20 protein-coding genes are annotated in these 23,823 nt (G+C 35.3%); 11 read left to right on the plus strand and 9 right to left on the minus strand.

Going from position 1 to position 23,823, the window contains the following annotated elements; translation table 11 throughout:
• Positions 1-26: 26 nt before the first annotated feature.
• Entirely contained in the window at positions 27-5,222 is a 5,196-nt protein-coding gene (locus tag AC06G9_RS06800; RefSeq protein WP_480957769.1) for a DUF4011 domain-containing protein, read from the plus strand.
• 105 nt (positions 5,223-5,327) lie between these two features.
• Here AC06G9_RS06800 and AC06G9_RS06805 read toward each other — a convergent pair whose 3' ends face one another.
• The gene (locus tag AC06G9_RS06805; RefSeq protein ID WP_480957770.1) at positions 5,328-5,891 is read right to left on the minus strand and encodes a porin family protein; all 564 of its coding nucleotides are present in this window, start codon (positions 5,889-5,891) and stop codon (positions 5,328-5,330) included.
• A 217-nt stretch (positions 5,892-6,108) separates the two neighbouring features.
• On the opposite strand from AC06G9_RS06805, the gene AC06G9_RS06810 reads away from it, so the two are divergent.
• The 3 genes from AC06G9_RS06810 to AC06G9_RS06820 are packed head-to-tail and all read left to right on the plus strand — an operon-like array spanning position 6,109 to position 9,334.
• Complete coding sequence (locus AC06G9_RS06810; RefSeq protein ID WP_045754294.1) at positions 6,109-6,642, plus strand: RNA polymerase sigma-70 factor; 534 nt, start codon at positions 6,109-6,111, stop codon at positions 6,640-6,642.
• A complete protein-coding gene (locus AC06G9_RS06815) occupies positions 6,639-7,607 on the plus strand; it encodes a FecR domain-containing protein (protein ID WP_480957771.1) in 969 nt (322 codons plus the stop codon). Before AC06G9_RS06810 ends, AC06G9_RS06815 begins: the two co-directional genes overlap by 4 nt.
• A gap of 2 nt (positions 7,608-7,609) precedes the next feature.
• Positions 7,610-9,334 (plus strand): hypothetical protein, encoded by a 1,725-nt coding sequence (locus AC06G9_RS06820; protein WP_480957772.1) that lies wholly within the window; start codon positions 7,610-7,612, stop codon positions 9,332-9,334.
• 414 nt (positions 9,335-9,748) lie between these two features.
• Here AC06G9_RS06820 and rplI read toward each other — a convergent pair whose 3' ends face one another.
• From rplI to AC06G9_RS06855, 7 genes are all read right to left on the minus strand, one after another.
• A complete protein-coding gene (rplI, locus tag AC06G9_RS06825; protein WP_045754297.1) occupies positions 9,749-10,192 on the minus strand; it encodes a 50S ribosomal protein L9 in 444 nt (147 codons plus the stop codon).
• 15 nt (positions 10,193-10,207) lie between these two features.
• Complete coding sequence (gene rpsR, locus AC06G9_RS06830; protein ID WP_021191490.1) at positions 10,208-10,471, minus strand: 30S ribosomal protein S18; 264 nt, start codon at positions 10,469-10,471, stop codon at positions 10,208-10,210.
• Positions 10,471-10,839, minus strand: a complete 369-nt coding sequence (gene rpsF / locus AC06G9_RS06835; RefSeq protein WP_045754298.1) for a 30S ribosomal protein S6 — start codon at positions 10,837-10,839, stop codon at positions 10,471-10,473. The genes rpsR and rpsF overlap by 1 nt, the downstream gene beginning before the upstream one ends.
• A 98-nt stretch (positions 10,840-10,937) precedes the next feature.
• Positions 10,938-11,816, minus strand: coding sequence for a 4-hydroxy-tetrahydrodipicolinate synthase (gene dapA, locus AC06G9_RS06840; RefSeq protein ID WP_480957773.1), 879 nt, complete (start codon positions 11,814-11,816; stop codon positions 10,938-10,940).
• A gap of 29 nt (positions 11,817-11,845) precedes the next feature.
• Positions 11,846-13,879, minus strand: coding sequence for an NAD-dependent DNA ligase LigA (ligA, locus tag AC06G9_RS06845; RefSeq protein ID WP_094773549.1), 2,034 nt, complete (start codon positions 13,877-13,879; stop codon positions 11,846-11,848).
• A 120-nt stretch (positions 13,880-13,999) separates the two neighbouring features.
• Positions 14,000-15,031 (minus strand): glycosyltransferase family 2 protein, encoded by a 1,032-nt coding sequence (locus tag AC06G9_RS06850; RefSeq protein ID WP_045756173.1) that lies wholly within the window; start codon positions 15,029-15,031, stop codon positions 14,000-14,002.
• On the minus strand, positions 15,028-15,894 hold the full coding sequence (locus tag AC06G9_RS06855; RefSeq protein ID WP_094773550.1) for a lysophospholipid acyltransferase family protein: 867 nt from the start codon (positions 15,892-15,894) through the stop codon (positions 15,028-15,030). The genes AC06G9_RS06850 and AC06G9_RS06855 overlap by 4 nt, the downstream gene beginning before the upstream one ends.
• A 90-nt stretch (positions 15,895-15,984) precedes the next feature.
• On the opposite strand from AC06G9_RS06855, the gene AC06G9_RS06860 reads away from it, so the two are divergent.
• Entirely contained in the window at positions 15,985-16,596 is a 612-nt protein-coding gene (locus tag AC06G9_RS06860; RefSeq protein ID WP_346569032.1) for a WbqC family protein, read from the plus strand.
• Between the two features lie 65 nt (positions 16,597-16,661).
• A complete protein-coding gene (locus tag AC06G9_RS06865) occupies positions 16,662-17,342 on the plus strand; it encodes an outer membrane beta-barrel protein (RefSeq protein ID WP_045756176.1) in 681 nt (226 codons plus the stop codon).
• Positions 17,343-17,366: 24 nt separating this feature from the next.
• Here AC06G9_RS06865 and ppk2 read toward each other — a convergent pair whose 3' ends face one another.
• Positions 17,367-18,176: a polyphosphate kinase 2 gene (gene ppk2 / locus AC06G9_RS06870; RefSeq protein WP_480957774.1), complete on the minus strand. Its 810-nt coding sequence runs from the start codon at positions 18,174-18,176 to the stop codon at positions 17,367-17,369.
• Positions 18,177-18,596: 420 nt separating this feature from the next.
• Here ppk2 and AC06G9_RS06875 point away from each other — a divergent pair, with 420 nt between their 5' ends.
• From AC06G9_RS06875 to AC06G9_RS06895, 5 genes are all read left to right on the plus strand, one after another.
• Positions 18,597-19,361 (plus strand): DUF3050 domain-containing protein, encoded by a 765-nt coding sequence (locus AC06G9_RS06875; protein WP_248754283.1) that lies wholly within the window; start codon positions 18,597-18,599, stop codon positions 19,359-19,361.
• A gap of 91 nt (positions 19,362-19,452) precedes the next feature.
• A complete protein-coding gene (locus AC06G9_RS06880) occupies positions 19,453-20,361 on the plus strand; it encodes an endonuclease/exonuclease/phosphatase family protein (protein ID WP_248754282.1) in 909 nt (302 codons plus the stop codon).
• A 179-nt stretch (positions 20,362-20,540) separates the two neighbouring features.
• The gene (bamJ, locus tag AC06G9_RS06885; RefSeq protein ID WP_480957775.1) at positions 20,541-20,975 is read left to right on the plus strand and encodes a BamJ family beta-barrel-assembly machinery protein; all 435 of its coding nucleotides are present in this window, start codon (positions 20,541-20,543) and stop codon (positions 20,973-20,975) included.
• A 150-nt stretch (positions 20,976-21,125) separates the two neighbouring features.
• Positions 21,126-21,497 carry a dihydroneopterin aldolase gene (gene folB, locus AC06G9_RS06890; protein WP_248754280.1) on the plus strand — a complete coding sequence of 124 codons (372 nt, stop codon included), beginning with the start codon at positions 21,126-21,128 and terminating at the stop codon, positions 21,495-21,497.
• 1,658 nt (positions 21,498-23,155) lie between these two features.
• Positions 23,156-23,794: a peptidylprolyl isomerase gene (locus AC06G9_RS06895; RefSeq protein WP_045752225.1), complete on the plus strand. Its 639-nt coding sequence runs from the start codon at positions 23,156-23,158 to the stop codon at positions 23,792-23,794.
• Positions 23,795-23,823 lie beyond the last annotated feature (29 nt).

Genomic DNA, 23,823 nt, shown 5'->3' on the forward strand with positions numbered 1-23,823 from the left:
TCTTAGTTAATAAGTTAAAATTGCGAATGGAAAATATTAAACAGATTCATATAGAAAAAGAGACAGCAAATTTCCTGAATCTTTCCATGTATCAAAATCAGATTACTTTTTTAAGCAACCTGATGATTTCTTCTGAAAGCGATCAAATTTTAGAGAAAATTCGTATTGATATTGATACAGATGAACCCTGGATGGAGCGTTATTCCTACCAACTCGCATATTTACCTGTGGGTTTATCGGTTAAAATACCGACAGATAAGATCATGATTAAACCTGCTTATTTTATTCAATTAAGTGAGATTGAACGCAGTTTATATTATATTCGGATTTATCAAGATGAAAATTTATTGACGGAGGAAAGGGTCGAAATAGAATTGCATCCTATGTCGTTCTTTGGAGGTTTTAATGCACTTCCTGAACTATTAGCTTCTTATGTAACACCCAACCATTCTTATATTTATAATATAAAGAATAAAGCAATAACCTATCTAGAAGAGCAAAATCTGCCCGTTAAATTTGAAGGATACCAATATGAAGATCCTGTGCGCATACTGGAAATGATGCGGGCGATATATAAAGCAATACAGTCTGAACAGATCGTGTACAGTGCTCTGCCTCCAAGTTATGAGGAACGGGGGCAACGTTTGCGTTTACTTGATGTGATTGCCAGTAAGCGTTTCGGTAATTGTATTGATATCAGTTTATTGTACGCTGCTTGTCTGGAGGCTATAGATCTAAATCCCATTATAATTGTAACGAAAGGACATGCTTTTGTGGGTTGTTGGCTTCATAATGATAAATTTTCCGAAATTATCAATGAAGATAAAACGGCTATAACCAAACGTTTTGCTAAAGGAATAAGTGAAATAGTCGTTATCGAGTCGACCAGTGTTTGTAAAGGTACCGATATCAGTTTCAATGAAGCGATTGATCTCGCTGAAGCAAACCTTGTCGAAAAGGATGATTTTGTTTTATCTATTGATATCAAAAGAGCCCGAGCTAGTGGTATTAAACCTCTCCCTCTCAAGTTGGACGCTAGCATGAGCGAACTTTCTGATCTAATCGTAAGAAATGCTGCTTTAAAAGATGAAAAGATTGAGATTGGTAAGATCTACGCTGAAAAAGAATTAAACGGGAATAAATCCATCAGTAAACAAAAAATCTGGGAAAGGAAACTATTGGATCTGTCGTTGCGCAACAATTTACTGAATCTGCGCATGACAAAAAATATGTTACAGATCATGGATGTTAATATTCATGATCTGGAAGATCTGTTAGTGGAAGGGAAGAGCTTTTCGATTAGCGCAAGTGCAAATGCTCCGCTGTTAAAACAGTATAGTATCTTGAATGAAACACTGCATGCTTCATCTCCTGCATATCAGCTAGCTCAGGAGGAATTGGCCCATAATCGTTTGATCTCTTACTACCACAGTGAGGATTTGGATACTATCCTCACCCATATCTATCGAAACGCCAAATTATCTATTGAGGAAAATGGATCGAGTACACTTTATTTGGCTATTGGGCTCTTGAAGTGGAGGGATAAGAAGACTCCTAGTCAAGTCAGGTCTGCACCAATTATCTTGATTCCTGTAGAGTTGACCCGTCGCTCTATCAATAGCAAATTTATACTTCGTAGCCGGGAAGAAGAGGCGATGATTAATATCACATTGTTGGAATTTCTCAGGCAAGAATATGAACTTGATTTAAGTGATCTGGAAGAACTTCCGAGAGACAACAAAGGTATTGATGTCACGCAGGTAATCGCACACATACGCAGAGCGATTATGGGATTAAGAGGTTGGGATATTGCTGATCAAGTGGTTTTAGGTAATTTCTCGTTTAATAAATTGATTCTTTGGAATGATATTGCACATCAATCTGAGCAGATTGCACAAAGTACAATTGTGCAGAGTCTGATCGATGGTCAATTGCGGATTAATGTCAATAATGAAGAAAATACATTAGATTTTGATAATATTCATCCCGCGGCTTTAGCATTACCTATTGCAACAGATGTTTCGCAGTTAGCAGCGATATATGCTTCAAGTGAAAATAAAAGTTTTGTGCTACATGGACCTCCAGGTACAGGAAAGTCGCAGACCATTACCAACATCATTGCTAATGCCCTATTTCAAGGAAAAAAGGTACTTTTTGTAGCGGCAAAAAAAGCTGCTTTGGATGTTGTATATAAACGACTGGCGACTATCGGGTTATCAAATTTCTGTTTGGAGCTTCACTCTAACAAAGCCAAGAAATCAGATGTCCTTGCGCAGCTTGCTGAAACCTTAGATCTGCCGAAGATATTGGGTAATTTTGATTTTAATGAAGAGGCTAATCATTTGATAAATGCCAAAAGAGAACTTCAAGTATATATCGAACAACTGCATGCACAACAGACCATCGGTTGGACTTTGTATGATAGTATTATTGCAATTACAACATTAGAATCCTATAATTTTGGTAAAATTGATTTGCCAAAAACAATTTTTGATACCCTAACTAATGAAAAGTGGCGATCATGGAAAGATTTGGTTATCGACTTATATTCTGTGTCACAGATCATAACCAAGCCTAGTCATAATCCATTTAAGGGAATTGCGCTTACTAATTATTCGCCGGCAATTCAACAACAGGTAGCATCTTCATCTCTTCAATTGAAACAAAGCTGTGAAGAATATGAGCTCGTAATGCGGCGTGTCATTGAAACTCTTGGTATCCCGATCCAAGTATTTTCGTGGTCAGACTTTAATCAGTTTAATCAATTTGTAAATTCATTAGCACAGTTGCCAGAAACGGGTTTGTCGCTTTGGCGGCTGATCCTTAATCAGCCACAGCAAGAAAAGCTACAGAAATGGATGCTTGATTTTGAAAATTTTCAAATTAAACGGCGTATTTTATTAAGTAATGCCCATAAAAGTGTGTTGGATGCGAATCTAACGGCTTTAGAATCAATCTGGAATGCAGCAAAACAAACTTGGTTTTTTCCAAAGTGGTTAAAAAAGAGACAAGTGAAAAAAGGATTATCTACTTACAGCAGTAAGCTTTTAAATGAAGATGCTGCATTAGATCAATTTTTTAACGAAGTCAATGCTTACCAACAAATTACTGAAGTTGTCAAATCAAGAGAATATGATTTCGTCCGTCAAGCATTATCAAATTCTTATTTAGAAGAGGAAACAGATTTGAGTGATATCCGAAAACAAGTCGAAGGCTTACAAGCATTAAACGAATTGTTGGGGCCCTTATTAACTTCTCCTTTGGAAGAAGTTCTCTCGCAATGGATAGCGCATTCGAAAACCGATATCAAGCAATTGGTACCCAACCAAGATCTACGCCATGTTTTAGCAGCATGGCAGACCTTACTTGGTCATATCCACCAATTTCAAAATGAAACCCAATTGGATGTCCGATCTTATCCTATTGAAATCGATTGGTTGACTGAAATAAGGAAAAAAATGACCGGCATAGTCACACATATTGATACCATTAAAAATTGGACTAACTATTCTAAAACCAAGGAAAGGGCGATAGGACTAGACTTAGGATGGTTGGTAGCTTGTTATGAAAATGATGATATCCAGCAAGAACATTTGGTTGAGCATTTTGATTATATCATTCACTATAATCTGGCGGATCAAGTAATCGCTTCTCATGAAGCATTAAATATGTTCAATGTTCGATTATTTGAGGATAAAATTTCGAAGTATAAACAAATTGCTGAAAGCTTCACTGAATTGACAAAAAAGGAATTGTTGTTACGGCTAAACAAGGACTTGCCAAATGCGGTACAGGAGGCTGCTCAAGGTTCTGAAATAGCCGTGCTACAGCGTGCTATCAAAAATAGGGGAAGGGGATTAAGTATCAGAAGATTATTTGATCAGATGCCTACTCTTTTACCTCGATTGGCTCCTTGTATGTTGATGAGTCCAATATCCGTTGCGCAGTATTTTGAAGTAAATCCGGAGCAATTTGATTTATTAATTTTTGATGAGGCCTCGCAATTGCCGACTTGTGAAGCTGTAAGTTCTCTTGCACGTGCCAAACATGCCGTGATCGTGGGAGATCCAAAACAGATGCCGCCGACATCATTTTTTATGAGCAATAAAGTCGATGAGGAAAATATAGAAATTGAGGATTTGGAAAGTATTTTGGATGATTGCCTTTCTTTATCTTTTCCATCGAAGTATCTGTTGCGTCATTATCGGAGTAAGCATGAAAGTTTAATTGCTTTTAGCAACGCACATTATTATGACAATAAACTATTAACATTCCCATCGGCAGATGATTTAAATAGCCGAGTTACTTATCAGTATGTAGAAGGGTACTATGATAAGGGTAAAAGTCGTCAAAATAAATTTGAAGCACAGGCTATCGTGGATGATATCGCAAAACGACTTCGAAATGAAAGGACACGTAAACAAAGTATCGGTATCGTCACTTTTAGTCAGGTGCAACAGAGTTTAATTGAAGATAAACTCAATGAGTTATATCGAAAGGATGCGCAGCTGGAATCATGGGCAGTAGAAAGAGATGAACCGATCTTCATCAAGAATTTGGAAAATGTGCAGGGAGATGAGCGTGATGTGATCTTGTTTTCTATTGGTTATGGACCGGATGATAAAGGTCAGCTCAGTATGAATTTTGGACCTTTAAATCGTGAGGGTGGATGGAGGAGACTTAATGTCGCTGTAACAAGAGCTCGTGAGGAAATGAAAGTGTTTGCAACGCTTCGATCAGACCAGATTAATTTAAACCGTACAGCTTCGGAAGGGGTCGCCGGTCTGAAAAACTTCTTAGCCTTTGCAGAAAAGGGACATTTGCCACTTGATGCAAGTCTGATAAAAGCTGAGGATAACCACATAAATTTAAGTCATAACGTGGCAAGTAGATTACGAGCTGAAGGATTGGTGGTTAATGAGAATATAGGAACATCAGATTTTAAAGTTGACCTAGGTATTGTTCATCCAGAATTTCCAAACCGTTATATTTTATCGATTCTTTTAGATGGAACCAATTATTTTGATGCTGAAACTACGAATGATCGAGAACTGGTATTGCCCAAGATGCTGGAGAGCTTAGGATGGAATATTTTCCGTATTTGGACTTTAGATTGGATCGAAAATGCGGATGTAATCGTAGAGTCTATTTTGATAAAAGTAAATGAGCTCGCCAGAAAAGTTGAGGTACCGTCCGAAGAGGAAATTAATCCAATAGTTTAGTTGTCTTATTGCTTTTGAGTTTAAACGATCTTAAGATGTCCATATTTAGAGATACCACGAGCACTACTTTTTTGAATGAAGCCCGTGGTATATCCATGCAAAAGATTAGAATTTGTAGCCGACCATAATTCCTACTGTCCTGTTTTTGGCATCTAGTGTTTTATCAACACTGCTCAATCCGTGGGTGTAATAAGCGTCCACTGTCAATCGACTAATGTCGATACCTAATCCTACTCTTCCATCGAAAGAAAATTTCTTGTAATCCGCGGTGCCTGTTGATTTAACCGTTTTGAGATCATAATTTAATTGAGGACCTAACATCGCCCGAAGGTTGAAATCTTCCTGATCGATTAATTTGTATCCCACCTGAAGTGGTAAATTTATTTGATAAAATTTTAATGTCTTCACACTCTTATCTAATGTATAGTTTTTACGTAATAAGCTGGCTCCAACACCTGGTTGAAAGAATAATTGATTTCCAATGCGTGCAAATCCAGCTACTGAAAAACCAACTTTTCCATTATTATCTTTAATGGAATGATTACCAAATGATGTCATATGATAATTACTTCCAACTTGAATTCCATAGGTCACTTCCTGCGCATTTGCTATTGTACCTAATCCTAATAATGTCAATCCCAAAAGGGCAGTTTTTAATGTTGTTTTCATTTTTCTAAATTGTTTGTATTTGTGTCGATTAATTATTCGTCTTTCTTTTATGACAACCAAGTATGGACATACCCTTGATAAATTTTAAAATATTATGGTGTAATATGTTTTAAATTTGATCGGGTAGAAAAAAATGAAATTCAGGTAAGGGTATAGGTCGTTTTGATTGTCATATATAATACAGTAGATCGTTTAATGAGTGCGGAAAATAAAATCCATGTCAGAAAATAAAGAAAAAAAATTTGAGCAACTGTTTCGTACGTATTATCAGGAATTGCACCGTTCGGCATTTCGATACGTGAGGGATAGTGAAAGTGCTGAAGAAATTGTCCAGCAAGTTTTTTTGCGTTTATGGGAAAAAGAGTGGGAACAGGAGGTGCATACTTCAATAAAAGCCTATTTATATCGTGCGGTTTATAATGAAAGTATGAATTTGCTAAAAAAGGAACAAAGAAAGTTGACTTACCAATCTTATCAACTGAGCCGACAGGATGTCGTGCCAGCTGTAGATCAAAGTGCAAAAGATCTTGATCAAAAGCTGCAGTTAGCATTAGCTGGACTTCCAGAAAAGAGCCGTATTGTATTTGAGCTGAGTCGTTTTCAGGAAATGAAATATAAAGATATTGCCGATACACTGGATCTTTCCATAAAAACAGTTGAAGGCCATATGAGCAAAGCTCTTCGACATTTACGTATTGAATTGATAGATTATTTAACTGTGATTGTTTTCTATATCATCTATATTATATGAATAAGGAATTGTTAGAAAAATACATCATTGGAGAAACCAATGAAGAAGAAAATAAGATTATTCAACAGTGGTTGGGACAAGATAGCCGCAATCATGCTGAATATTTAAAAATGAAACAAATGTGGGATAGCCTACCTCAAGCGCTTGAAGCTCCAGAAGTAGATGTTGATCAAGCTTGGGCAAAGTTTAGAGCTGCTAGAGCCAATAGATCTGCTGATCGGAATGATACTCGGGACAGGAAAACGGTCGACATTGGATGGAATTGGTGGGCGGCAGCGGCAGTCCTGTTGATGTGTTCTTTGGGATTTTATTACTTTGATAAAAGTAATAGACAGGAGCAAAATCTCTATAGTACCACATCAGTACTTAAAAATACATTGCCCGATGGATCGACAGTCACACTTAATAAAAATTCGAAACTCGCATATTCTAGTACGTGGATGAATGCAGCACGTAGTGTCAAATTAGAGCAAGGTGAGGTGTTTTTTCAAGTATTGAAAGATCGGGCACATCCTTTTGTGATCGCTTCTGGTAAAAGTAAGATTACGGTATTGGGGACTAGTTTTAATGTGCGTCGTCATGTAGATGCCACTGAGGTTATTGTAGCGACGGGCTTGGTGAAAGTTTCTTACAACAATCATGAAATATATCTACATCCTAAAGAAATGATTACTGTGAAAGACAACGACACAACTACAGTTTCTGTTAAACAGGTGCCAGATCAATTTTATAAATATTATGTAGATCGCGAGTTTATATTTGAAAATACAAGCTTGGAACGTGTGGTGGAGTTATTAAGTAAAGCTTATGAGCAAAAAATAGTCATTGATGTTGCAGCGGATAAAAAACTTTTATTGACGGCGACTTTTAAACAAAATAGTTTAAATGATATTTTGAAGGTTATTGCAGATACTTTTAAAAGTAAAGTCATTATTAAAGATTCCATTATTCATATAACTAGATAATCATGTTTTTGATAAAACTTATCCATCATATTTATACCCTACTTTCTTTTACAAGATTTAAACACCTTTCATTACTCTTGGTTTTATTTAGTTTTTTTAAAGGATACGGGCAGCAGCAACTTGCTGCTGATATCCAAATGCCTGCTTTTCCAAGCACCACAGTTGGTCAGGTTTTTCAGGTCTTACAAGAAAAACAAGGAATCTTATTCTCGTTTAATAGCAATATCCTCCAGATGGATAGTACACTTCATCTTGCGGCATATCAGGGTAATTTATTTGGTTATCTCGATTATATTTTAGGGAAGGAATATAGTTTTAAAGAATTGGGGAAACATATTATCGTACAATATACCCCACAGCGCATGTCTGTAGATTTTGAAGTACAGACTCACGACAAAAATAAAGTAGTGATCATGGGTTATATCAAAAATATCAGAACAAATAGGCCTATTTCTGATGCAAGTATTTTTGACCGAGATGCTCTACTTTCTACTTTAACAGATCACAATGGTTATTTTGAACTTGATATTAAGAAAAAAAGCAGTTTGATCGCTGTCAACGTGAGTAAAGAAATGTTTCGTGATACAAGTGTGATGGTTATTTTTCCGATCGATGCAAAGGTCGATCATAAAAAGCGTCGATATGGTTACTTTTCAGGATATGAAGAGCACAAGGGGCTTTATCAATCTTTTTTTGGAAGAGTATTTTTATCTCCTGCGCAAAGTATTCAAAATATGAATCTCGGGGGGCTCTTCCTATATAGTCCTTATCAGATTTCGATGACACCCGGATTAAGTTCACATGGTTTTATTCGTTCGCAGATTGTCAATAAATTTTCGATGAATATCCTTGGAGGATCAACTGCTGGCGTAAAGGGAGTGGAAATAGGTGGGGTTTTCAATCTCAATCAATACGACATGGAGGGATTGCAGGTGGCGGGAGGTTTTAATGTGGTCGGAGGCCGAGTAAAAGGGGTGCAGATCGCTGGATTATCTAATCAAGTGTTTGGTGACGTTCAAGGAGTCCAACTAGCAGGAGGGGTGAATAAAGCGGATACAGTGAAAGGAGTACAGATCGGTGGAATTGGTAATCTGATCAAAGAAGGTGCTGGCGCAACACAGTTGACTGCCGGATTTAATTACAGCAAAGGTGTGGTCACGAATCAAGTTGCAGGGATTGCAAATCGTGCAAAAAAAGTCAAAGGAATCCAATTGGCTGCTGTGGTCAATATGGCAGATAGTAGTGATTATCCAATTGGCTTATTAAACTTCATCAAAAATGGAGAGAAGAGTCTTTCCTTATCTATCGATCAAGATGAATATCTGGCAGTACAGTTTAGATCAGGAGGGCGTATAGTATATAGTGTTTTGGGAGTAAATGTAGCTTTAGCTGACGATCATATTGCGAAATATGGTTTTGAAGCGGGTATTGGTGCAGTCCTTTTACATGGCAATAAATTTATGTTGCGTGCTGAAATTTCAAATCGTAATCAGCTTACTCATAATTTTAAGCTTTTGTCCAATAGTCATTCTAGTTTTAGAATGATTCCAGAGCTACGTTTAAGTAAAAACTTATCTTTATTTGTAGCACCTAGTTTTAATTACGTTAGCAAAGAAGACAGTCCGGTAACGCAGGCAGGTAAATCATTATGGAAGATTTGGGGTGGGGATAAAAACAACTCTAAATTGTTTGGTGGCGGTGCAGCAGGAATTATGTTAAAATTGTAATCACATGATCTCATCGCTTTTTTAGGGATAACATCTAGGATTTTAACACGATATTATCATGCTGTTTGAATTTCTGCAAGAAATCGGTTATGGTAGATATTGGAAATAAGTGATAGCATGTCAATACATGGTCGTGGTTGGATAGGTTATATGAAAATAATGGGATATCGATGCACACTGCGTATAAGTCAATCGATCTGAGACTGAAATAGGTGAAATTGTATGTATTGAATGGTATCGATATATAAAATAGGGACATGCAGTTGTAGATAATTAAAAAAGAGGGTAAATCAACTAGTCTTGATTTACCCTCTTTCATATCATATCCTTCTATATGCCCGTATGCATATGATGTCATAAAAAAAGGAGATAATCGAAATTATCTCCTTTTGTATATGTTATACCGAATATCTATTATTCAGCAACTACTTCGAAAGGAACTTGAACTTTCACTTCTTTGTGTAAGTTTAAGTTTGCCAAGTATTCACCAATTTCTTTAGGTTCTACTTCGAAAGTAATACGACGACGGTCAACATCAAAACCTTTAGCTTTTAAAGCATCAGCAATTTGAATGCTGTTTACTTTACCAAAGATTTTACCAGTTTCACCAGCTTTAGCACCGATTGATAACTTGATAGTTTCCAATTTAGCAGCTAATTCAGTAGCGTCTTTTTTAATTTTATCTTGTTTGAACTGAGCTTGTTTAATGTTTTCAGCTAAAACTTTCTTTGCTGATACAGTCGCTTGAATAGCAAATCCTTGTGGGATTAAATAATTACGACCGTAACCTGGCTTTACATTTACGACATCATTTTGCTCACCTAAGCCTTTGATATCTTGTTTTAAAATAACTTCCATGTTCTCTAGTCCTCCTTATTTTAATGAATCAGCTAAGTAAGGCAACAAACCGATGTGACGAGCACGTTTTACAGCTTGAGCTACTTTACGTTGGAATTTCAACGATGTACCAGTTAAACGACGAGGTAAGATTTTACCTTGATCATTTACGAATTTCATCAAGAAATTAGCATCTTTATAATCGATGTATTTGATACCATTCTTTTTGAAACGGCAATATTTTTTACGATTGTCCTCTACTTTAGGGGCAGTTACGTATTGGATATTTTCGTTAGCCATTAGTTTGATCCCTCCTCAGTTTTAGTTTCCGCTTTTTTGTTGAATGCACCGCTACGTTTTTTCTCGCTATACGCTTTAGCATGTTTGTCTAAAGCAATAGTTAAGAAACGCATAATACGCTCATCACGTTTGTATTCAACCTCTAATTTATTGATTAATTCTCCTGGAGCCTTGAATTCAGTTAAGTGATAAAACCCAGTTGTTTTTTTCTGGATTGGATACGCTAATTTTTTCAAACCCCAATTGTCTTCAGCGACAATTTCGGCTCCGCCTTCTGCTAAGATGTTTTTGAATTTTGCGATTACTTCTTTCGCAGCATCTTCAGAAAGCAACGGGGTAAGAACGATTACAGATTCGTACTGTTGCATTTTGTTAAATAATTATGTTTATTAATTTTTTTCTCCGTACTTACGGAAGTGCAAAGATAATTAATAGATTTTAAATATACAATGATTACTTTTCTATTTTATTTCAATTTTAGCATTTCTACCTGTATAGCAGCTTGCGTATTGGCAGATACTGGTATTAAAGGTAAACGTACGTGATCTTGACCGATGCCTATTTCTTGTAAAATATATTTAACTCCACAAGGATTTCCTTCTACAAAACATAAATCTGTTATTTCCAAAAGGGAATTGTGAATCGCTCTTGCTTCTGCATAGTTGCCAGCTGTACATAAAGCTGCTAATTTTGATACTTGCGCAGGATAGGCATTTCCAACAACGGAAATAATACCTACCGCTCCTAAAGCCATCATTGGCAAGGTGGCAGGATCGTCACCAGATATTAATAAGAAGTCTTCAGGCTTGTCTCTCAAGATCTCGTTAAATTGAGCAAAATTGCCAGAAGCTTCTTTTGTTGCTACTATATTTTTAAAATCTTTTGCCAGACGTATTGTTGTCGCTGGAGTCATATTGCTTCCTGTACGTCCTGGTACATTATATAAGATGATGGGTAGATGAGATGCCTCAGCTATCGCTTTGTAGTGCTGATAGATCCCTTCTTGTACGGGTTTGTTATAATAAGGAGAAACTGATAAAATAGCACAAAATCCAGCTGGATCAAAGTTTTTGATCTGCTCTACTATTTCAGCTGTATTATTTCCACCAATACCCGCAACCAATGGCACGCGCGCATTCACCTGTTTGACAGTGAAATCCCAGATACGCTTTCGTTCTTCTTTGGTAAGAGTGGCTACTTCGCCAGTAGTACCTAAAGAGACTAAATAATTCATACCTGAGTCGATCTGATAATCAATTAGCTGTGCTAAAGAATCAAAATCAACTGTTCCATCTGCGTTGAAAGGTGTAACTAATGCTACACCAGCTCCATGAAGCTCGTTCATTGTGTTGTTTGTAAAGATTAATATTTAATTTATATACTTGTTGTATTGTTGATCAAAGCTAATAATTCATCTTCATTGATCATCTTAATATTTAGTTTTTCTGCTTTTGCTAATTTTGAGGGACCCATTTTGTCGCCTGCTACGAGATAACTTAATTTTGCTGAAATGCTCGATACCATTTTGCCACCATTGCTTTCAATAAGCTCGGTGAGTTGTTCTCTCGTGTGATTTATAAATACGCCAGATATGAGAAATGTTTGGCCGACCAAAGTTTCACTATCCAAAATTACTTCTTTCTCTTCAATTTCAAACTGTAAACCATAAGATTTTAGTTTTGCGATTAACTCTTCATGCGCTGGGATGTGTAAGTATTCATGTATACTTGCTGCAATTCGGATCCCTATATCTTGCACCATCGCGATTTCTTCAACTGAGGCGGCTTTAATGGCATCGATGGTCTTGAAATGTTGTGCTAATTTTTTAGCTATTGTTTCTCCGACGTGTCGAATCCCTAATGCAAAAAGTAATTTTTCAAATGGTTTCTCTTTGGATTTCTCGATCCCTTTCAGCATATTGTCAATGGACTTCTGTCCGAAACGATCTAATTGCTGTAATTGATCTACATGGTCTTTTAGCCCATAGATATCAACAACATTTTTGAGAATTCCTTTTTTATAAAACGTTTCTATTGTTTCATCACCAAGTCCTTCTATATCCATCATTTTGCGACCGATAAAATGTTGCATTTTTCCAATAATCTGAGGGGGGCATCCATCTTCATTGGGGCAATAATGAACAGCTTCGCCTTCTTGGCGGATGAGTTCTGTGTGACATTCTGGACAATGTGTTGGATAAACATACGCTGGAGCATTTGGAAGTCTTTTGTCTTCATTTGCCGCAATGATCTTGGGGATAATTTCACCTCCTTTTTCGACAAAAACAGTATCACCCTCATGGAGATCAAGTCTTGCGATTTCATTGGCATTATGCAAAGAAGCTCTTTTAACTGTGGTACCAGCTAAACTTACAGGTTTTAAATTGGCAACGGGAGTAACTGCTCCAGTACGTCCGACTTGGTAACTGATGGATGTCAACTGTGTTTCTACACGCTCTGCTTTGAATTTATATGAAATCGCCCAACGTGGATTTTTAGCGGTAAAACCTAATTCTTCTTGTGCGCCATAGTCATTTACCTTAATTACAATACCATCGATTTCATAACTTAGATCGTGTCTTTTTTCATCCCAATAATCAATAAAACCAAAAACATCATCTAACGATTGACATTTTAGTGTATGTTCACAAACGTGAAATCCCCATTCTTTTACAGCTTGAAGGCTTTCCCAATGGTTGTGAAATAGCTTGTTTCTATTGTCACAGTACAAAAAGTATAAGAAACAGTCTAAAGGTCTTCTAGCTACTTCTGCGGAGTCTTGTAATTTAATTGTTCCTGCAGCAAAATTACGCGGATTGGCATAGGTTTGTTCTTCGTTTTCTTCTCTTTCGGCATTTAATCTTAAAAAGGCATTTTTATGCATAAAGATTTCACCCCTTATTTCGAACTCTTCGGGATAGTGACCTTTTTTTAAGTGGATAGGGATACTTCTAATTGTTTTGATGTTGTTGGTCACTAAGTCTCCTTGTGTACCATCTCCACGAGTTACAGCTTTAACAAGTTTACCTTGTTGATAAGTAAGGCTTATAGATAGGCCATCAAATTTTAACTCACAGATGTATTCAAAGTTGTCACCTATTATCTTGCGTACCCTTTGATCAAAATCACGAAGATCATCTTGATTATAGGTATTACCTAGTGACAGCATCGGCCAACGATGTCTGACTGTTTCAAATTTAGAAGTTACATCTCCACCTACTCGTTGCGTAGGTGAGTTGGGATCAGCAAATTCAGGGTATTGTAATTCTAATGTTTGAAGCTCCTTTAATTTTTGATCGAAATCATAATCTGAAATCAGGCTTTGCGCCAACACATAATACTGATAGTTATAGTGGTTGAGCTCCTGCGTTAGTGCAGTTATTTTTTGTTCAATATCCATGGATGACATGTTGCGAATTTACAAATAAAAAGTACGTTTAATCAATTTGCGAATAGAAATTAATAAAAAATGCAGCTATGAATAAGAGCTGCATTTTTATGCGTTTTTATTTGCTGTAAATAAAGACGTTTAAAAAAAGCAATCTTGATCTAAGTCTGAAAATTTTTGCTTCTTATCTAAATAATAATCAGTGATTATTGATTTTTTATATTGACCGGTCTTATTTTCTATTCCGGTATGGTTGTTTCTTTTTTTAGCGTTTTTGAAAAAATTAAGGAAGAAAGATTGATGAGCCCGGCTCACTGCCCAAGCATCTTTAAACTTTCTGTCAAAAAGAAATTTTAATAATGCAATAAAATCAAACCAGATTCTTATAAATATGGTTGTAAATACCTGACCAATCGGTAGGTTTTTTTGGAGCATATATAGATTATTTCTGAAATTTAAATACGTTTTTTGAGGGTTGCTCGCATTTAAGGTTCCGCCACCGACGTGGTAAACTGTTGATTCTGGGCAATATCCGATACGATACCCCATTTTTTTCAAGCGCCAGCACAGATCTATTTCTTCCATATGCGCAAAAAAATCTTCATCTAGTCCCTTTGCTTCTTTCCAGGCATGGCTCTTTATGAATAAAGCCGCTCCTGATGCCCAGAATATTTCTTTGGCTTCATCATATTGACCCAAATCATATTCTACCTTATCCATGATACGACCGCAGCAAAAAGGGAATCCAAAACGATCGAGATATCCTCCTGCAGCTCCTGCATGTTCAAATTTTGCTTTATTATGGAAGGCAAGTATTTTAGGTTGTGCCGCAACCAACTTGTCATCTCGTTCCAACATGTCAATAACAGGTTCGATCCAATTTGTGGTCACCTCTACATCAGAATTGAGCAGAACAAAATAATCTGCGTCAACACGTGATAGAATGTGGTTATATCCACCTGCAAAACCATAGTTTTCGGTGTTTTCTAGTATGGTAATTTTTGGGTATGAAGCACGAACAAATGATAATGAGTCATCTGTAGATGCATTGTCTCCGATTATAAATTCAATATTTGGATAACTGCTGTTATATACGGAAGGTAAAAATTTTTCTAAGAAAAATCTCCCGTTCCAATTTAAAATAACTACAGCTACTTTAGGGTAATTTTTCATTTTCTACGTTTTCTTTTCCATCTTCTGTGGGTCCAAAGCCAATACTCGGGTTCTTTACGGATGATTTTTTCCGTAAAAGCATTGTGAATATGAGTAATTTCCTTATCTGAATATGAAGATGGATCTTCAATTAATGTTGTGAATTTACAAAAATAATATCCTCTTTTTTCTTTTCTTCCAATATGGCAAAATACAACAGGTCCATTAGTCATTTTAGAAATGCGCTCGACACCCGTGTAGACAAGAGTTTCTTGATTTAGGAATTGCAAAAAATAATCAGCGTCCGAATATAATGGGGCTTGATCTGCAACAAAAACACTCACACTTGGCTGACCTCTTAGTTTAACCAAATGTCTCACGATTTGTTTCATGGGTACCATAATAGCTCCAAATCGAGCACGAACTTCATTGTAGACCTGATCAATGATTTTATTATTGAGTGGTTTGTATACGATGAGGGTGGGTGCTTCTGTGATAGCACCTAAGCGATGGATTCCATATTCCCAATTGCAATAATGGGCGGTAACGGCGATGACTGTTTTATTTTGTTCGAGATGTCTTTTTAATTCGTGTTCATCTTCAAGTGTAATTCTCCGGTTAACTTCTGCACGGCTGATGGTCTTAAATTTTAGACATTCTAAAAGCAGATCTGGAAAAAAACGGTAAAATTTCTTGGCTATCGTGACGATTTCACTTTTACTTTTTTCTGGAAAAGAGTTTTTAAGGTTTTCAAATACGACATCTTTACGATATTGAATAATATAATATAAGATATAGTATAAAATATCAGATAAAAGATAGATGAACCAAAACGGCAGCAAAGCGAAGAGATATAAAAGTGCTGATAGTGCTTTTTGTTTCATGTATACTTTGTAACTATTGTAAATCTTAACTGCAAATATCCCTAATTTAAGTTATTTTTGCCCTAGATAAAGTAAAATTCAACGATTTTTATGTCAACTCATTTATTATTAACGACTTGCTACTTACCCCCAGTTTCTTATTTTCATTGTATTCAACAAAATGCGTTGCCTATTTTGATTGAGAAGTTCGATAATTTCCAAAAACAAACCTATCGATCAAGAGCACGTATTGCGACTGCGAATGGTATACAGGAATTGATTGTACCTATTCAGCATAGTAAAAGAGAACGTTCTCCAATGTCTGAAAAACGAATTTCTTATGAATTTGATTGGCAAAGGTTGCATTGGTTAAGCCTGCAGGCGGCCTATCGAAATTCTGCCTATTTTGAATATTACGAGGATGATTTTGCTCAATTTTACACGAAAAAGTTTGACTTTTTATTTGATTTCAATATTGCTCAATTAGAACTTTTATTAAAGTCATTAAAATTGAAACGTGAATTGTCTTTTACAGATGAGTATTTTAAAGCAGTGCCCGATGCGTTGGATTTTAGAGATCGTATTCATCCTAAGAAAGAAAGCCTTCTATTAAATCCTAAACCTTATTATCAGGTTTTTGAAGAGAAGAATGGCTTTTATCCAGACTTAAGTATTGTGGATTTATTGTTTAGCCAGGGTCCGCAATCAAAAAATTATTTTTAATATATTTAAGCTTGTACAAAACTTTTCGATCCTATTATTGTTTTGCAATAATAGATTCATTTTTTATGAAGAGAATTTTAACGACTATTTTTTGTCTGTTTTTGTGTTGCTCTGTTTTTGCTCAATCTGGTGTCGATACTTTACATTATCGTAAGGTTTACTATTTTGGAGGGACAGGTATGGGCTTTCCGTTGGGTAAGACTAAAGAGGTTTTATCACCAAAATTCTCTGGTAGTTTAGGATTGGACATTTCTTTAAAAAATCCTAAATATTATCTTTATCCTGCTTTATATACATTGTCTTTTGATTATGATCAAAAAATTCAGGATAATCAATATCCTTTTAAGATCGAGGATGCAAATGCTAATTTTTACACTTTTTCATTGGCAGGAGGCATTCGTAAGCAACTGAAAAAATTGAATGCTTATGCTTATGCAGGTCCCGGCGTGGGTTTGCTGACCGAACCTAGGGTAAAGGTGGATGCGATGAATAATATTGCTAAAATTGAAAACCAGAAGAAATTTTCTTTTTCTGGTAAATTAGGTGTTGGTGCTGACTATCGTTTCAATGGTTTTTTCCTCGGTTTGGAAATCGGCTATCTGCATTCCTTTAATAAAATTCAAGAAACACCCATCAATATTATGACTGTCATGGTTGGACTAAAGTCTGATATAACAGGATTAGGTGATAAGGTGATTAAAGTAATCGGTGTGGAAGGGTCAATTAGTGGAAAAGAGCAGCAATAAAATGCTCTTTTCCATGAACGGATCTTAGTTGTGGATTTTAACAAAATCTTCTAATTTTTCTCCTTTTTGATCTGAGATTTGGTTGATAATAATCTTAAAGGCTTCTAGACGGGCTTTTTTCTTATTATCTGTTTCAATTTCAATCCATGGTGACAGCTTTGTTCCAGTAGATTTAAATAATGTTTTGATATAGCTGGTGTAATCATTCCATTTTTCCTGAGCTTGTTGGTCTAGCGGTCCAATTTTCCATTGTTTAAGGACATCAGTTTTTCTTTCCTCCAATCTTTTAGCTTGCTCTTCTTTAGAGATGGTTAAGAAGAATTTGATTAAGATAATACCGTCTTGTATCAACAGCTCTTCGACTTCATTGACTTGTTTTAAAAACAGGTTGTGCTGTTCTTGGGTGCAAAATTCAAAAACGGGCTCGACTACTGCTCGATTGTACCAGCTTCTGTCGAAGAATACGATCTCGCCGGCATTGGGCAGCTGCTTGAAGTAACGTTGAAAATACCATTGGGTGGATTCTTCTGCTGTAGGCTTGGGTAGACTCACTACACGTAGTTTTTTAGGATTTAAATATTCAACTAACCTTTCTATAGTACCACCTTTGCCTGCCGCATCCCTTCCTTCGAAAATAATCAGGATACGTTTGTTTTCTTTAATGACTTTATTTTGAATTGACGTGAGCTCAATTTGTAACTCATGTAATTCTTTTTCATATTCATATGTTTCTAAAAACTTTTTTTCCTTAATTACCTTTTGATCGATTAAGTATTGAAAAACCTCTTTGTTGTTTAAAATGTTTACGAAATCTTCTAAATTGAAATCTGCCATATTGATGGTGCTTTAATGTATGTGACAATGCTATAACAATAAATATACGGGAGAAGTTTAAAGTAACTTGCATATTGCATTATTTATTTTAAACAAATAATAAACGGTCACATATCACGTTATATAACAAAAGCATGTGCTCGCAAAGGGATCTGTAAGAGCATAAATTATTTTTAAAATGAGATTTAAAAAATAATTTTTAAAAAAAAATAGAACGAAGCACAATAATTCAAAAATGCGGTCGTTTTAATTACAAATACTTTTCATAAAATAGGTTAATATATGGCTAACGATAAGCTTGAGGTTCCCCACTTCAAGCTTTTCTATTTTTAAGTAACGTATGTAAATAGGAAGTCAATTTTTTTTAAAACTGAAGAGTTCTCATTTTGAGAACCTATTTTTGCGTTCAAATCATTAGAAATGGAACACATTAAAAACGTTAATGCCTATATTGCGGTCGAAAGAAATCAACTCCTTGTCCATCCTCTTTATTCTAAAATAAAAACTATTGAAGATCTGCAGGTTTTTATGCAGGGACATATCTATGCAGTTTGGGATTTTATGTCGCTATTAAAGGCATTGCAACAAAAACTAACCTGTACAACTACTCCATGGTATCCTTCAAAATTTCCCAACACGAGATATTTAATTAATGAAATTGTTGTTGCTGAGGAATCGGATGAGTATATCGACGGTAGAAGATTAAGTCACTTTGAGATGTATCTTGATGCGTTGCATGCGCTGGGAGGGGATAGCCATGAAATTAATCAATTTTTGGAACAGGTATATGCAGGTTCCGCTGTATTGCAGGTGATCGAAGATAGTGCTTTGCACCCCAATATAAAAGAGTTTTTGGCATTTACTTTTGATGTTATCGAAAATGGTAGCGCACATGAGATCGCTGCAGCATTCACATTTGGTCGCGAAGATTTGATTCCCGATATGTTTTCATCGATACTGAAAGAGATCCAGCTCAATTTTCCAGACTCTAATTTAGAAAAACTATTGTACTACTTTGAGAGACATATCGAGTTGGATGGTGATGAACATGGGCCGCTGGCGATGAAGATGATTATGGAACTCTGTGGTGATGATGCTTCGAAGTGGAAGCAAGTTGAAGAAGTTTCTAAATTAGCCTTAGAAAAGAGAATTAAATTGTGGGATGCGATTGATTCGGCGTTATAAATGATTGATGGAAGTTTAATTATAGGATTATTGTAATTTAATATAAGCATTCTATATTTGTCATAGATCAATAGACTAGTTATAAGCACTTATGTTTTTTCAATACATACTAGAAGTATGGAAATCTTTGACAAGAAGAAGAGTCCGTGTTTTTATCGAAGAAAAAGAATATGAATTGCTCGATGCTAAATCGGGCAATTTTTCTGTTATTACCTATAATATCGCGGGACTTCCTCAAGTAATCTCATCTGCTAAAACAGATCGGTCTTCTAGTATTGCACATATTGGGTCGCTCGTGAATGATTTTGATGTCGCCCATATTCAAGAGGACTTTAATTATAACTATTATTTGTACCAAAGCGGTAATTTGCATCCTTATCGTACGATCAGTATGGGATTAGCTATATTTGGTGATGGACTGGATAGTTTGTCTAAATATCCGATCACCAATTTTAAGCGGGTCGAATGGCAGAATAGGACCGGTTCTGATCGATTGACTCCAAAGGGCTTTAGTCATTGTACGATGCATCTTGCTTTGGGCGTTGCGGTTGATTTTTATAATATTCATGCCAATTCACAGGATCACCCTAGGGCTGCAAAAGCTAGAAGAGCAAATTATCTTCAGTTGGCAAATTATATCAATAAACATTCCGTTGGAAAAGCTATCATAGTCGCCGGAGATTTCAATTCCCATTTTGCTTTTTCAGAAGACAATCTAGAAGAATTTATGGTTAAGACGCATTTGCAAGATAGCTGGATAATGCTCGAGCGTGATGATGTGATGCCTACGATAGATCCTTTATTTTTATGTATGGATATTATGGATATCGATAATGAATCCGAATCGATTGATAAAATCATGTTTAGAAGCAATGAACAGATCACTTTGATGCCAAAAAAATATGAAGTGGAACGCGAAAAGTTTGTAGATAAATTGGGAGAACCGTTATCGGATCATTGGCCGGTTTCTGTTGTTTTCGATTGGATGATAAATGAGTAGCGGATACTTGCTATTTTTTTGAGTTTAGATATAAATGCTCAAGAACGGAGAAGGTATAGGAATGGGGGAGGAGATCATCTGAACTAGTGTAAAATTATGATAAAGAATGAATCTGTGTTATATAGCTTTAAAATATTATTGTGTATAAAACAAATTCTATAATTTTGAAAGAAAAATATATGGCTAACGCAACAGGATATTTGAAAAAGTTACGCTTAGAGGCTAAAAAAAATTTAATTGAGGGCGAAGTGTTTCTTAAGGAAAATGCGCTGCGGGATACAGTTATTAGTTTACCGTCGGGTTTGCAGTATGAAATCATTGTGGAAGGAACAGGTAAAAGCCCAAAATTGACCAATAGTGTCAAATGCTTTTACGAAGGCCGGCTCATCAACGGTATTATCTTTGATTCTACAGAGAAACGTAAAAAGCCTGCTTCGTTTCCTGTTAACGAGGTCATCGCTGGTTGGACCGAAGCCTTGCAATTGATGAAGGAAGGTAGTAAATGGCGGTTGTTTATTCCAGCTTCGCTAGGGTATGGTGAATTGAGTGTTTCAAAAGAAATTGGTGGAAATGCAGTATTAATATTTGAAGTAGAATTGGTTTCTGTTCATTAGAATAAGTGATGACACACGGTGCTCTGGTTTTGCTATAAAATCTTTCAATGAGCATGCTCAACAAGGTTACTTGCCATCATAATTAATCTTTAAGCTTTTTTAATGCGTTCATATCTCGCATTATTCAGAATAAAAATATAGGTTTGTAGTATGAAAATATTGCAAACCGTTTCTTTGGAAGATGTTCGTGTATTCGCTCCCATAGGATTTTACGAGGAAGAGCAGATCTTAGGAAATGAATTTTTGGTACATGCTGTAGTAAGCTTTGATGCAGGAATCGATGATCATGAAAATTTAGATAAGACTGTTAATTACGAGATCTTATATCAAATTATCCATCAGGTGATGAAACCTAAACGTAAACTTTTGGAGTCGGCGGCTCATGAAATTTTGAAAGCTATCCATGCAAAATTTTCTTTTGCGAAAACAATCGATGTATCTATTAAAAAATTGAATCCCCCTTTTGGTGGTGATTCTGCTCATTCAAAAGTTGCCGTTCGTTACTGTAGCTCATCTTGCTGATAAAGCGGACAAAGATCATCAATGAAAGTGATATCTCTTTAAACAAACAGTCTCGTCTGTTTTTAAGAAGATGACGGATATTGGTATAGTAGGCATGGTTCAACACATCATCAAAGACAAGGTCTAGATTAGGTCTTGTCTTTTTTTGTGTCCTATCTTTTATGTTTGATGTCAGCAAGGAAGGGGGGGGGAGGGATCTAGGTAGTGAGAACAATTTAAAATTCTTATTTATCACATATTTTTTGAAGAGGTAGCTGTTGCCTCAATATATCACAGGTTAGCAGTAGGCAGATAGGATTTATTTTTCAATGTTATTGATTAATGGTTGTCTTATATCATATTTTAGTTTATATATTGATTGTATGTGTTTGTAATTGAGTATTTTATTTGTATTTACGATGTTTTGGATAGTTTGAGCTCAGTGATCATGAAAATTTTTTTGAAGGATATTTCAGTTTAATTTTACAATTTTTTATCATTCGAAATGTCCATCAATGTAGGTTAAATGAAATCAAAATCTAAAATAGAAGTTATTCGTAATGTGAGCTTAATAACATCTTAAGTCAACTCCTCTATTTATCTTTTTTGAATTAAGGTGTAAATAAGGCGATATATCGTATTATTTACCTAAAGGCTTACTCTGGTGTTCGAAGTGAAAAGATAAGCTTACATAGGGCCTTAAAATTGTTGAGTTGAATTGCTGAGATCACGTGACATGTAGCTTGGACTTTTGTAGGTGATAGGCCGCATACTTAGGTCATTAAATTATATCGTTTCTTTAATGAGCCATGCAAGACTAGAAAGGATGATTATTTACAGTTTTTGAAAAAAATAAGTTAAATGATAAATTTTATGATAAAACTAAAGGTTTATATATTTTATGCTTTACATCTGTTTTGTAGTGTTTTATAATGTAAATTTTATTCCATCTGTTGCAACAATATACTCTGGAATATCGGAATCAAATTTGATTCTAATATCTAGTTGAAGATGTTTTTTTGAAAGATGAATCAGCTATATGCCTGATTTGTGTCCTTAATAGTCCTGTCACAAACTTAAAAGCTCTACTTTAATTTATATCATAACTAAGGCTAATGAGTATTGATGTGGGTGTTAATGTTTTTATGTATTCATTGTCAGTTATTTAAAGTTGTTTTTGCATATATCTGTATCTATAATTGCAACGTTATTTTTATTGCTATTATTTTTAGTATTTATCATATTGGAGAGCAAAAGATTTATAAAAAATACATGGGTCATATAAGTTAGCGTAATTTAATTAAAAATAGCATTGCGAATTTCATAATTATAAATACAATAAATTTGTTTTTCAAATTTTTATATTATCTTATGTGAAGTTATTGTTTACATCTTTTTCATAAAAAAATGGATAACTTATTTCGGTTTATCAACTATTAAGTTAACGCATAATTATGCTTTTTTCAATCATAATTATCTTAAAATTTTGATGTCATAAATGGTAATATCTCATGCGGGTATAAAAAGTGAATGAAGGTGGGCAGTTCTTGGCTTTTGTAATGATACGATGGTTTCAAATAAGGTATCTAAATAGTAGGATTGATGAAGTTGCCTTTAATATTTGGAGTGTTGTTTTATATTTATTAAAAAATGAATTACCTTCATTCAAATTTTATTTTATGAAAAAATTCATACTCTTACTTTTATGTTTGTTCGTTGTATTAGTTGGAAAAAGTCAAACACATCGTTTATTATTTCAAACGGATTACGGAAACTTTAAAGTTCTTTTATATGATTATACCCCCGAACATCGTGATCTTATCTTAAAATCTATTGAGGCAAAAGTTTATAAAGATGCTTTGTTCAATCGCATTATTTCGGATTTTGTGGTGCAGGGGGGAGAGCATGATATTGATATTGAAAAGCGTGAGGCTGCAGATCCAACAAAGCAAAAACCACGTCTTGCTCCAGAATTTAACGAAAGCGCATTTCACAAAGTTGGAGCTTTGGGGGCAGGAAGAGATGGTAATTCAGAAAAGGCATCTTTCCTGAACCAAATCTATTTTGTAGTTGGTAAAAAGATAACAGCAAGTGAACTTGATGCTTTGGAATTGAAAAAGAATATTAAGTATACAGCTGATCAGCGTTCAACTTATTTAAAAATTGGGGGGCAGCCTCGATTAGATCATGATTTCACCGTGTTTGGAGAAATTTACGAAGGTTTGGATGTGATTTTAAAAATCAGTAAAGTGAAAACAGACTCTCAAGATTATCCGTTGCAGCAAGTTCGCTTTGAACTATCAGAAATTAAAGATTAAGATTTTTATACCTCGCCCATTCTTCTATA

The sequence above is a fragment of the Sphingobacterium sp. MAE genome (assembly GCF_056711605.1).